The organism is Thermobifida fusca YX (assembly GCF_000012405.1).
Classification (GTDB): Bacteria; Actinomycetota; Actinomycetes; order Streptosporangiales; family Streptosporangiaceae; genus Thermobifida; species Thermobifida fusca.
Genome location: NC_007333.1, coordinates 3008457 through 3020822, shown reverse-complemented (window position 1 = coordinate 3020822; position 12366 = coordinate 3008457). Strand labels below are relative to the sequence as shown.

The 12366-nt window shown below is 68.4% G+C and carries 9 protein-coding genes; 4 read left to right on the top strand and 5 right to left on the bottom strand.

Annotated features, from left to right (window positions below; genetic code table 11):
• Positions 1 to 22: 22 nt before the first annotated feature.
• Complete coding sequence (locus TFU_RS12735; RefSeq protein WP_011292986.1) at positions 23 to 1126, top strand: adenosine deaminase; 1104 nt, start codon at positions 23 to 25, stop codon at positions 1124 to 1126.
• Positions 1123 to 1695 carry a PH domain-containing protein gene (locus TFU_RS12730; RefSeq protein WP_011292985.1) on the top strand — a complete coding sequence of 191 codons (573 nt, stop codon included), beginning with the start codon at positions 1123 to 1125 and terminating at the stop codon, positions 1693 to 1695. The genes TFU_RS12735 and TFU_RS12730 overlap by 4 nt, the downstream gene beginning before the upstream one ends.
• Before the next feature lie 369 nt (positions 1696 to 2064).
• On the opposite strand, the gene TFU_RS12725 is transcribed toward TFU_RS12730, so the two are convergent.
• On the bottom strand, positions 2065 to 2514 hold the full coding sequence (locus TFU_RS12725; protein ID WP_011292983.1) for a gamma-glutamylcyclotransferase: 450 nt from the start codon (positions 2512 to 2514) through the stop codon (positions 2065 to 2067).
• A 175-nt stretch (positions 2515 to 2689) separates the two neighbouring features.
• Between TFU_RS12725 and TFU_RS12720 the strand changes: the two genes are divergently transcribed.
• Positions 2690 to 4072 carry an NAD(P)H-quinone dehydrogenase gene (locus tag TFU_RS12720; protein ID WP_011292982.1) on the top strand — a complete coding sequence of 461 codons (1383 nt, stop codon included), beginning with the start codon at positions 2690 to 2692 and terminating at the stop codon, positions 4070 to 4072.
• Between the two features lie 96 nt (positions 4073 to 4168).
• On the opposite strand, the gene TFU_RS12715 is transcribed toward TFU_RS12720, so the two are convergent.
• From TFU_RS12715 to TFU_RS12700, 4 genes are all read right to left on the bottom strand, one after another.
• On the bottom strand, positions 4169 to 5455 hold the full coding sequence (locus TFU_RS12715) for a hypothetical protein (RefSeq protein WP_011292981.1): 1287 nt from the start codon (positions 5453 to 5455) through the stop codon (positions 4169 to 4171).
• Between the two features lie 296 nt (positions 5456 to 5751).
• Positions 5752 to 7515, bottom strand: coding sequence for an acetyl/propionyl/methylcrotonyl-CoA carboxylase subunit alpha (locus tag TFU_RS12710; protein ID WP_011292980.1), 1764 nt, complete (start codon positions 7513 to 7515; stop codon positions 5752 to 5754).
• A 99-nt stretch (positions 7516 to 7614) separates the two neighbouring features.
• Entirely contained in the window at positions 7615 to 7860 is a 246-nt protein-coding gene (locus TFU_RS12705; RefSeq protein WP_011292979.1) for an acyl-CoA carboxylase subunit epsilon, read from the bottom strand.
• Positions 7860 to 9464, bottom strand: coding sequence for an acyl-CoA carboxylase subunit beta (locus tag TFU_RS12700; protein ID WP_011292978.1), 1605 nt, complete (start codon positions 9462 to 9464; stop codon positions 7860 to 7862). The genes TFU_RS12705 and TFU_RS12700 overlap by 1 nt, the downstream gene beginning before the upstream one ends.
• A gap of 251 nt (positions 9465 to 9715) precedes the next feature.
• Between TFU_RS12700 and TFU_RS12695 the strand changes: the two genes are divergently transcribed.
• Positions 9716 to 12316: a phosphoenolpyruvate carboxylase gene (locus tag TFU_RS12695; protein WP_255266183.1), complete on the top strand. Its 2601-nt coding sequence runs from the start codon at positions 9716 to 9718 to the stop codon at positions 12314 to 12316.
• Positions 12317 to 12366 lie beyond the last annotated feature (50 nt).

Here is a 12366-nt window from a genome sequence, read left to right as displayed (position 1 = left end):
TTCCGGTGGGAAGCTGATTTCCATGGATGCTAAGCCGACCCTGGAACAGATCCGCCGCGCCCCCAAAGTGCTGCTGCACGACCACCTCGACGGCGGGCTGCGGCCGCAGACGATCGTCGAACTCGCTGATGCTGCCGGCTATACCGACTTGCCGACCGACGACCCGGAAGAGCTGGGCGCCTGGTTTGTGGCGGCGGCCAATTCGGGGAGCCTCGAACGCTACCTGGAGACTTTTCGGCACACGGTCGCGGTGATGCAGACCCGGGAAGCGTTGGAGCGGGTCGCCGCCGAATGCGTGGAGGACTTGGCAGCAGACGGGATCGTCTACGCCGAGGTCCGTTACGCCCCAGAACAGCATCTGCGCGGCGGGCTGCGCCTGGAAGAGGTGGTGGAAGCCGTCCAGGCAGGGTTCGCGGAGGGAGTCCGGCGGGTGGCGCACCGCGGCGCGGTGATCCAGGTGCGGACGCTGCTGACCGCGATGCGGCAGGCGGCGCGCTCCCGGGAGATCGCCGAGCTTGTGGTGCGCTACCGGGACGAGGGCGTGGTGGGGTTCGACCTTGCCGGGCCCGAAGCGGGCTTTCCCCCCAGTCGGCACGTGGACGCGTGCACGTACCTGCGGCAGCAGAACGCGTATTTGACGATCCACGCGGGGGAGGCGTCCGGCCTGCCGTCGATCTGGGAGGCGCTGCAGTGGTGCGGTGCGGACCGGATAGGCCATGGGGTGCGCGTCGTCGAGGACATTGAGGCGGCGGACGAGCACCTGCACGGGGCACGGCTGGGGCGGCTCGCCTCCTATGTGCGGGACAAGCAGATCCCGCTCGAGATCTGCCCGAGTTCGAATGTGCAGACCGGGGCGGCTCCTTCGTTGGAAGCCCACCCGATCCATCTGCTGCACCGGCTGCGGTTCCGGGTCACGGTCAACACCGATAACCGGTTGTTGGGAGGAATTACGCTATCTGACGAGTTTGCCGCGCTGGTGGACACGTTCGGTTACGGGTGGGATGACTTGGAGAGTTTCACGGTGAACGCGATGAAGTCGGCTTTCGCGTCGTTCGATGAGCGGTTGGTGCTGGTCAACGGCCGGATCAAGCCGGGGTTTGCGCAGCTCAAGTGGGGCGGGCGGTGACGACGTTCCGGCAGCCTTTCTCCCACTTCATGGGGTGGGCGTGGCTGGTGATCTCCGCGCTCCTGCTCGTCGACCTGGTGGTGCGGGGCAAGGATTTCAGCGCGGTGGTGTCGGGTGCGGTCCTGCTCATCACGGTGGGGGTGGCCTACGTGGTGGCGATCCGCCCCAAGGTGGTGGCGACCGAGGACGGGGTCCGCCTGGTCAATCCGCTGCGGGAAGTCTTTGTGCCGTGGTCGGCTTTCACGTGGGCTGATGTCTCCGACGTGCTGCGGGTCCACGCCGACGACCAGGTGTTCCGCTCGTGGGCGGTGCGGGAGAACAAGCGCGCCGAGGTGCGGGAGAACCTGCGGCGGCTCAACGGCTACGGGGAGGGGCCGGACGACCCGCGTCAGATGCGTCCCGCCGAGCGGGTGGCGTGGACGCTGCGCTCCCAGGCGGAGCAGCGCAAGGCCCGCGCGGGGAAGGGGGCAGGTGCCGGGGCGGGGCCGACCGTGGCGTGGTCGCCGGATGCGGTGGCGTCTCTTGCGGTTCCGGTGGCGCTGTGGCTGGCGTCGCTGATCGTGATGTGATGGACGTCCCCTTGACCCCCACACCCAAGTCGGGTTAGGTTAGGCATGCCTAAAGAGAACGGGGTGGTTGTGGGGCGCGGACCACAACCGCTCGGCTGTCTCGGGTGAAACGCGGGTCGCCCGAGAACGGTGAGTACAGCCCGGCAAGGGTTGCGCGGATCAGCGCCGGGATGTACAGCGTCACAGACCGTCGGCACGGCACCGGTGCGGAAACATCTCGGCACGGGATGCTGCTCGCCACGCCGCGCCAGGTGCCGACCCGGCGGATCGGGGCTCCGCGGCTTTCGGAGGGGAGGCGGACGTCCGCCACGACCATGCGGGCGTGGCGCTTCTCCTCCGAAAGCTGGGGCCGGAACTCTGCGCAGCCGGTTACCGCGGTTCACACGGCCGAGAACGCAGCGCCTGGACATAGTCGGCCGGCGCTCCGGCCTTCTGCGCTGCAGAAGCGATCATCTCCAGGTACCGGGCGGAAGGCAGCCCGCCCTCGTAGTCGTTGAGGATGTGGATCCACGCGGTCACCTCCCCGTTGAACAGGGTGGTTGCCCGCACTTTGATCCTGGAATACAGGCCGATGTCGCTCCCCTCCCAGCTGTCCAGCGCGTGCAGGTCCCGCTCGGTGACGTCGTAGAGCGCCACGAACACGCTGGACGTCACGTCCTCCACCACGGTGGCCAGAGCACCGTCGCCCTGCGCTCGGCCGCCGCCGAATGTCAGCCTCCAACCTTCCAGCCACCCGGTGTCCCACAGCGGGGAATGCGGCGCGCACCTGGCCATCTGATCCGGGTCGAGCGTGGTGGCGTATGCGGCGTAGAGGGGCACGGGGCCATGTTACGACCTCTTCTCCCTTTCGCGCCTGCCAAATCGCCGCTTGGGGATGCGCGACAATGGAGGGCACCGACCAGTAGGCGATACCGGCGCCCGCGGCCTACCCGGCTGGGGCGTGTCCACCACGAGCGGACCTCGCGGCCGAAGAACATTAAGGAGTGGATGGGACGTGACGAAGGTCGTCATTATCGGAGGCGGACCCGGAGGTTACGAGGCGGCCCTCGTCGCTGCGCAACTGGGAGCCGACGTCACGGTCATCGAACGCGACGGTATCGGTGGTGCATCCGTACTCACCGACTGCGTACCCTCCAAAACACTGATCGCCACGTCCGTGCGCACCTCGTACGTCAAAGAGGCAGCGACACTGGGTATCAACGTGGGCAACGAACCCGAGGACAAAGACCTTGTCCGGGTCGAGCTCAAAACCGTCAATGCGCGAGTCAAACGCTTGGCGCAAGCCCAGTCGGTCGACACCGCGAACCGGCTGAGGACGGAAGGCGTCGAGATCATCATCGGCGAGGCCAGACTGGTCGATCCGCACATCGTCGCCGTCGGCGACGAGCGGATCCGCGCCGATGTCGTGCTCATCGCTACCGGGGCGCATCCGCGCGAACTGCCCACGGCCCGCCCGGACGGTGAGCGCATCCTCACCTGGCGGCAGTTGTACGACCTCAACGAGCTGCCTGAGAAACTTATCGTGGTTGGATCCGGAGTGACCGGGGCCGAGTTCGCCAACGCCTACCAGGCCCTCGGATCCGACGTGACCCTCGTCTCCTCCCGGGACCGGGTCATGCCCACCCAGGATGCGGACGCTGCCCGCGTGCTGGAAGACGTGTTTGCCCGCCGCGGCATGACCGTGCTGGGGAACTCCCGCGCCGAGTCGGTGACCCGCACCGATGCCGGGGTGCTGGTCCGGCTCACCGACGGCCGGGTCATTGAAGGCAGTCACTGCCTCATGACGGTCGGCATGGTGCCCAACACCGCCAACCTCGGCCTGGAAGAAGCGGGAATCCGGCTGGACGAGCGGGGTTTCGTCCAAGTCGACCGGGTGTCGCGGACCTCCACCCCCGGGGTGTATGCAGCCGGGGACTGCACCGGCGTCAACATGCTTGCCTCCGTGGCCGCCATGCAGGGGCGGATCGCGATGTGGCACGCGCTCGGGGCTGCCGTGTCCCCGCTGCGCCTGTCCACTGTCGCTTCCACGGTGTTCACCCATCCCGAGCTCGCCGCAGTCGGCGCTACCGAGGACGACGTGGTGTCGGGCCGGGTGGACGGCCGCATCGTCAAACTGCCGCTGGCCACCAACCCGCGCGCCAAGATGCACAACACGCGCGACGGCTTCGTCAAGCTCATCTGCCGCCAGCACACCGGGATCGTGCTCGGCGGCGTTATTGTCGGTCCGCGAGCCAGCGAGCTCATCCTCGCGGTCTCCCTGGCGGTCCAGCAGCGGCTCACCGTCGACGACGTCGCGCACACGTTCGCGGTCTACCCGTCGCTGTCGGGAAGCGTGACCGAGGCGGCCCGCTCCCTCATGCAGGGCTTCCCTGAATAGGGAGCAGCGCGGGGCGCGACTCCTGCCCGAGGAGAAAGGGGTCCCGGCCGGATCAGCCGAGACCCCTACGCTGCCTGGTGTGCCGGAGACCGACGGTCAGAAGTCGCCGAAACCGCCAAAGTCTCCTCCGTCGAATCCGCCGCCGCCGAAGTCGCTGAAACCGCCTCCGTCGCCGCCGAAGTCGCCGAAGCCTCCGTCGTCACCACCGAAGTCGTCCATGCCAGCGCCCATACCGGCGCCCAGCATGCTGGCTCCCATCATCGAGCCCATCATGTTGCCGATCATCATGCCGGTGAACATGCCCATCATCATGTCCATACCGAAGTAGCCGCCCGCGTACGGCGCATAGGCGGGGCCCGCGTCGTAGTAGGCCACCCGGCGGCCGCCCATGTCGACCATGCGCACATCGGGGTGCATGCCGGACAGGACAGCGCTGGCGCAGGCCTGGCATGCCGGAACCGAGCGGACTGCGCCGCCCGGGGGCGCCCAGTCGATGTCCCGCACCGACGGGCCGTGCTGCGGGTTGAAGAAGCAGGGGGCGCGGCGCTCCGGCACCGGTTCACCCGCCAGCCGGGCGCGGGTCGCGGTCATGTAGTAGCGGCCGTCTTCCAAAGCGTTGGTCACCCGCTGGATCTCGTCGGCGCGGGTGATGGTCTCCAGCTCCGCCTTGGCCCGGTCGTAGGCGTTCAGCGCTTTGGCGTAGTCCTCGCGGGTCGCCTCGTCGGCTGTGCTGAGGTCGAGGTCGAGGCGGGCGATGTCCTCGCCGAGCAGGGTCACGTCCTCGGCGACAGCCTTCTTGACTTCCGCCAGCTCCCGGGCTGCCTGGGCTTCCCGCTTCTTCTTCGACCGGTAGAGGAAGAAGCCGGTGCCGACGATGGCGAGGATGAACAGGCCCAGCAGCACCATGCCGAAGATGCCCGAGGCTGCGGCCGCGTCCGCTTGGGCTTCGGCTTCGTTGGCGAAAGCCACGGCTGCGTCGGGGACGGTGCTCATCCGCTGGGCGGCCTCCTCGGCCGCGGCGACATCGGAGGGAGAGAGCACGGTGGAGTCAGCCGCGGTGGTGTTGCCGATGAAGACCAGGTAGGAGCCGTCGCCGACGTCTTGCTGCACTTCCGCCATGAAGGAGCCGAGCTCCGCCTGCGACGTGAACTCTTCTTCGGGGAAGACGACAAAGTAGACCGGGGTGTCGACGTTCTCCGCGGCCTGGCTCATCAGTTCCGCGTCGCGGTCGGTGACACCGGTGGCGTCCGGGTCGATGTAGACGTGGGAGCTGTTCAGCGCGTCGGCGACTTCGTCCACGCTGGGGTCCGCGTATGCGGGTGCGGCAGCCACGGCGGCAGCGGCCACCGCGGCGAGTGTGGTGATTGCTAGTCGGCGCACCATGATCCGTCCGTTCCTCTCGCCTCTCTCACCTATGACGACGAATGGGGTGGGGGTTTGGGTTCCCGCGCGGGCGGTCCATGACCGCGCAAGCTCGGAAAAGCCGGCGGGAGCCGTGCCGGGCGGTTGTGCTGCTGCGCCCGTGCGAGGGAGCGGGGGAGCCTTACCTCGTGGCGTCTATCTTCCTCGCTGCGGGCCCAGGGCGGCCAGGGCGAGAGGACATCCACCTCGGGCGGGAGTGCGCGCAGGCCGGGCGGGCCGCTGGACGGTCCGCCCGGCCTGGTGAGGAGCGCTACGGGTCAGGAGCTTTTGATCTCGCAGATCACCGCGCCGTTTCCGACGGTCTCGCCGGCGCTCACCGACAGGCCGGTGACGGTACCGGACTTGTGCGCGGTCAACGGCTGCTCCATCTTCATGGCTTCGATGACGACGATCGTGTCGCCTTCCGAAACCTCCTGGCCGTCGGAAGCCACGACTTTGACGATCGTGCCCTGCATCGGGCTGACCAGGGCGTCGCCGCTCACCGCTGCCGCGGACTTCTTCCGTGAGCCGCCGCGTTTGCCCGACTTCTTCGCGGGGGCGGAAGCGGACAGGTCCGCACCCAAGCCGGCAGGCAGGACCACTTCGAGCCGTTTGCCGTCGACTTCGACGGTGACCTTCTCCCGTTCCGCGGCTTCGGTCTGCTCCACGTCGCCCGAGAACGGCTCGATCACCCCGTCGAATTCGGTTTCGATCCACCGGGTGTGCACGCTGAACGGCTGCTCCGGGTCGGCCGGGGCGAACGCCGGGTGGCGGACGACCGCCTGGTGGAACGGGATCACGGTGGGCATGCCGCCGACTTCGAACTCGGCGAGGGCGCGCCGCGCCCGCTCCAGGGCTTCGGTGCGGGTCCGGCCGGTGACGATGAGCTTGGCCACCATCGAGTCGAACGCCTGCGGCACGGTGAAACCGGGCTCGCAGCCGGTGTCTACGCGCACGCCCGGTCCGCCGGGCAGCCGCATCGACGTGATCGTGCCGGGGGCGGGCATGAAGTTGCGGCCGGCGTCTTCGGCGTTGATGCGGAACTCGAAGGAGTGGCCGCGTACCTCAGGGTCGTCGTAGCCCAGTTCTTCCCCGGCTGCGATGCGGAACATCTCCCGCACCAGGTCGATACCGGTGACTTCTTCGGTGACCGGGTGCTCCACTTGCAGGCGGGTGTTGACTTCCAGGAAGGAGATGGTGCCGTCGGCGCCGACCAGGAACTCGCAGGTGCCCGCGCCGACGTAGCCGGCCTCCCGCAGGATCGCCTTGGAGGAGGAGTACAGCAGTTCCACCTGCTCGTCGGTGAGGAAGGGGGCGGGGGCCTCTTCGACCAGCTTCTGGTGGCGGCGCTGGAGCGAGCAGTCGCGCGTGGAGACCACGACCACGTTGCCGTGGGCGTCGGCCAGGCACTGGGTCTCCACGTGGCGCGGCCGGTCCAGGTAGCGTTCCACGAAGCATTCGCCGCGGCCGAATGCGGTGACTGCTTCACGTACCGCCGACTCGTACAGGTCGGGGATCTCCTCCATGGTGCGGGCGACCTTCAGGCCGCGCCCACCGCCGCCGAACGCGGCTTTGATTGCGATGGGCAGGCCGTGCTGCTCGGCGAAGGCCAGCACTTCGTCGACGCCGGACACCGGGTCCGGGGTGCCCGCGACCAGCGGCGCGCCGACCTTTTGCGCGATGTGGCGGGCCTTGACCTTGTCGCCCAGGGCGGTGATCGCCTCGGGGGGAGGGCCGATCCAGGTCAGTCCAGCGTCGATCACGGCCTGGGCGAAGTCAGCGTTTTCTGCGAGAAATCCGTAGCCGGGGTGGACGGCGTCCGCCCCCGACTTGGCCGCGATCGCCAGGATCTTGTCGATGTCGAGGTAGCTGTCGGCGGGGGTCTGCCCGCCGAGGGCGTAGGCTTCGTCGGCGACTTTGACGTGGAGCGCGTCGATGTCGGGTTCGGCGTAGACCGCGACGCTGCCGAGGCCTGCGTCCCGGCAGGCGCGCGCCACCCGGACAGCGATCTCGCCTCGGTTGGCGATGAGAACTTTACGCACGGTCGAACATTCCTCCTGGAGGGGCATCGGGCGTCGATGCCGTGGGCAAGTCTGCGGGCTGCAGGCCCGCAGCGGGGTGCGGGCAGAGGGGCCGGCGGGTTATCCCGGGTGGAAGCTGCGGCGCCAGGCGTCAGGGCTGGGCCGCGGCGGCACGCCGAGCAACCGGGCGCGGTCGCGCCAGCCTGAGCGGGGGGCAGCGCCCGCGGCCCGGCTGCGGGCGGCCTGGATGGCCCGGGCGCGGGCGGTGAGGACTGCGACGAGCGCCGCCGTCTCCTCAGGTGTGGGGGAGCCCCGCACGACCCGCAGGAAGGGGGCGGGAGTGGGCTGGGTGTGGTCGCTGGTCATCAGAGTGGGATATTCCCGTGCTTCTTGGGCGGGAGCTGCTTGCGTTTGCCGCGCAGCGCACGCAGGGCTTTGATGACGGACGTGCGGGTTTCCGACGGCATGATGACGCTGTCGACGTAGCCCCGTTCGGCCGCGCTGTACGGGTTGAGCAGAGTGTCTTCGTATTCGGCGATGAGCTGGGCGCGGGTCGCTTCGACGTCGTCGGCGGCGGCGAGGGTACGCCGGTGCAGGATGTTGACGGCACCCTGGGCTCCCATGACCGCGATCTGCGCGGTCGGCCACGCCAGGTTGATGTCTGCACCCAGGTGCTTGGAGCCCATGACGTCGTAGGCGCCGCCGAACGCTTTGCGGGTGATGATGGTCACCAGGGGGACGGTCGCCTCAGCGTAGGCGTAGAGCAGTTTGGCGCCGCGCCGGATGATGCCGCCGAACTCCTGGTCGGTTCCGGGCAGGAAGCCGGGGACGTCGACCAGGGTCAGCACGGGGATGTTGAAGGCGTCGCAGGTGCGGACGAACCGGGCGGCTTTCTCGGAGGCGTCGATGTCCAGGCAGCCCGCGAGGTTCATCGGCTGGTTGGCGACGACACCTACCGGGTGGCCTTCGACCCGGCCGAAGCCCACGATGATGTTCTGCGCGAACAGTTCGTGGACTTCCAGGAACTCCCCGTCGTCCACGATGTGTTCGATGACGCGGCGCATGTCGTAGGGCTGGTTGGCCGAGTCGGGGATGAAGGTGTCCAGCTCCCGGTCTTCCTCGGTCACCTCCAGGGTCACCTGGACGGGTTCGACGGGCGGCTCGTCCAGGTTGTTGGAGGGCAGGTAGGACAGCAGCGCCTTGACGTACTCCAGGGCGTCGTGCTCGTCGGAGGCCATGTAGTGGGCCACGCCCGACTTGGTGTTGTGGGTGCGTGCGCCGCCCAGCTCCTCCATGGTGACGTCTTCACCGGTGACCGTCTTGATGACGTCGGGCCCGGTGATGAACATCTGGGAGGTCTGGTCGACCATGACGATGAAGTCGGTGAGGGCGGGCGAGTAGACGTGGCCGCCTGCTGCTGCCCCCATGACGAGCGAGATCTGGGGGATGACCCCGGAGGCGTGGGTGTTGCGTTTGAAAATCTCGGCGTAGAGGCCCAGCGCCACCACGCCCTCTTGGATGCGCGCGCCGCCGCCTTCGTTGATGCCGATGACCGGGCAGCCGGTTTTGAGCGCATGGTCGAGGACTTTGACGATCTTCTCGCCGTAGACCTCGCCGAGGGAACCGCCGAAGACGGTGACGTCCTGGCTGAACACGGCGACCGGTCGGCCGTCGATGGTGCCGTAGCCGGTGACGACGCCGTCGCCGTAGGGGCGGTTCTTCTCCAAGCCGAAGTTGGTGGACCGGTGACGCGCGAAGGCGTCGAACTCCACGAAGGAGCCCGGGTCGAGCAGGGCGTCGATGCGCTCGCGGGCGGTCATCTTGCCCTTGGCGTGCTGTTTTGCTACGGCTCGTTCGGAGCCTGCGTGGACCGCCTCGTAGCGGCGTCGCTGCAGGTCTGCGAGTTTGCCCGCGGTGGTGCGAATGTCGATCTGGTCCGCGGGCAGCGGTTCAGGGGCTTGGGTCGCCATAAGGCCTCAGAGTATTAGTCCGGTTCTTCGTTCAACTGGGGAGATACGGGTTACTCATCGGTGGTGTCGGTGCGCGGGTCTTTGACCTGGCACATTCCGTCTCCACGGGACTTCTTTTGATGATAACAGTTCTCATGTTTATCGCTCGAGGTGCCTACGCTGCGCGATAAAAAGAACACCCCTACGTTCAAGTGGAGTAGACCAATCTGGGTATCGTCTGTGCCATGACACGCGACAGCGCCCGCCAGGAGATGCCCGACCAGCTTCGCCGCGACGTCCGGTTGCTCGGCGAAATGCTCGGCACCGTACTTGCCGAGAGTGGCGGTCAAGACCTGCTTGACGATGTGGAACGACTCCGCCGCGCCGTCATCGGAGCTCGCGAGGGGACGGTCGAGGGCAAAGAGATCACCGAGCTCGTCGCCTCGTGGCCACTGGAACGCGCCAAGCAGGTGGCGCGTGCCTTCACCGTCTACTTCCACCTGGTCAACCTGGCTGAAGAGCACCACCGTATGCGCGCCCTGCGGGAACGCGACGACGCGGCCACACCGCAGCGCGAATCGCTGGCTGCCGCAGTGCACTCCATCCGCGAAGACGCCGGGCCAGAGCGGCTGCGCGAACTCATCGCGGGCATGGAATTCCACCCGGTCCTGACCGCGCACCCCACCGAAGCGCGCCGTCGCGCCGTCTCCACCGCGATCCAGCGCATCAGTGCCCAACTGGAACGCCTGCACGCGGCCCACCCGGGAAGCGGCGCCGAAGCCGAGGCGCGTCGCAGACTCCTCGAAGAAATCGACCTGCTGTGGCGAACATCACAGCTCCGCTATACGAAGATGGACCCGCTCGACGAAGTGCGGACCGCCATGGCCGCCTTCGACGAGACCATCTTCACCGTCATCCCCGAGGTCTACCGCAGCCTCGACCGGGCGCTCGACCCCGAAGGCTGCGGACGGCGCCCCGCGCTGGCGAAAGCCTTCGTCCGCTACGGCAGTTGGATCGGCGGTGACCGCGACGGCAACCCCTTCGTCACCCACGAAGTGACGCGGGAAGCCATCACCATCCAGTCCGAGCACGTGCTGCGCGCCCTGGAAAACGCCTGCGAACGCATCGGCCGCACCCACACCGAGTACACCGGCCTCACCCCGCCCAGCGCGGAACTGCGCGCCGCGCTGAGCAGCGCCCGGGCTGCCTACCCGCGCCTGATGCAGGAGATCATCAAGCGCTCGCCCAACGAACCCCACCGCCAGCTCCTGCTGCTCGCCGCGGAACGGCTCCGCGCCACCCGGCTGCGCAACGCCGACCTCGGCTACCCCAACCCGGAAGCGTTCCTCGCCGACCTGCGGACCGTCCAAGAGTCGCTTGCTGCCGCGGGCGCTGTGCGCCAAGCCTACGGCGAACTCCAAAACCTCATCTGGCAGGCCGAAACCTTCGGCTTCCACCTCGCGGAACTGGAAATCCGCCAGCACAGCGCAGTCCACGCCGCCGCACTCAAGGAGATACGCGCTGGCGGGGAACTGTCCGAACGTACCGAGGAAGTCCTCGCCACCCTGCGGGTCGTCGCCTGGATTCAGGAGCGGTTCGGCGTGGAAGCATGCCGCCGCTACATCGTCAGCTTCACCCAGTCCGCTGACGACATCGCCGCCGTCTACGAGCTCGCCGAGCACGCCATGCCCCCGGGCAAGGCGCCCATCCTCGACGTCATCCCGCTCTTCGAAACCGGTGCCGACCTGGACGCGGCCCCCCAGGTCCTCGACGGCATGCTCCGCCTGCCCGCCGTCCAGCGCCGCCTCGAGCAGACCGGCCGCCGCATGGAAGTCATGCTCGGCTACAGCGACTCCGCCAAGGACGTCGGCCCGGTCAGCGCCACCCTGCGGCTCTACGACGCCCAGGCGCGGCTGGCCGAATGGGCGCGCGAGCACGACATCAAACTCACCCTGTTCCACGGCCGCGGCGGTGCCCTGGGCCGCGGCGGCGGGCCCGCCAACCGGGCCGTCCTCGCCCAGGCCCCCGGATCGGTGGACGGCCGCTTCAAGGTCACCGAGCAGGGCGAAGTCATCTTCGCCCGCTACGGTCAGCGGGCGATCGCCCACCGCCACATCGAACAGGTGGGCCACGCCGTGCTCATGGCCTCCACCGAAAGCGTGCAGCGGAGAGCCGCCGAGGCAGCCGCCCGGTTCCGCGGTATGGCTGACCGCATCGCCGAAGCCGCCCACGCCGCCTACCGCGCCCTCGTCGACACTGAAGGGTTCGCGGAGTGGTTCTCCCGGGTCAGCCCGTTGGAGGAGCTGAGTGAGCTGCGGCTGGGGTCGCGTCCGGCGCGCCGCTCGGCTGCCCGCGGCCTCGACGACCTCCGCGCTATCCCGTGGGTGTTCGCCTGGACCCAGACCCGGGTCAATCTGCCTGGCTGGTACGGGCTCGGCAGCGGCCTGGCCGCGGTCGACGACCTGGAAGCGCTGCACACCGCCTACAAGGAGTGGCCGCTGTTCGCCTCGCTGCTGGACAACGCCGAGATGAGCCTGGCCAAGACCGACCGGGTGATCGCCGAGCGCTACCTCGCGCTGGGCGGGCGTCCAGAGCTCACCGAACAGGTCCTCGCCGAATACGACCGCACCCGGGAACTGGTCCTCAAAGTCACGCGGCACACCCGCCTCCTCGAGAACCGCCGGGTGCTGTCCCGCGCGGTCGACCTGCGCAACCCCTACGTGGACGCCCTTTCGCACCTGCAGCTGCGTGCTCTGGAAGCCCTGCGCACCGGGGAAGCCGACCGGCTGTCCGAGGAGGACCGCAACCACCTGGAACGGCTCCTGCTGCTCTCGGTCAACGGTGTGGCCGCAGGGCTCCAGAACACTGGGTGAGCGCCGAGCTGCGGCAATTCCATGGCAAAGCCGCCCTCTCCCTGCGGGGG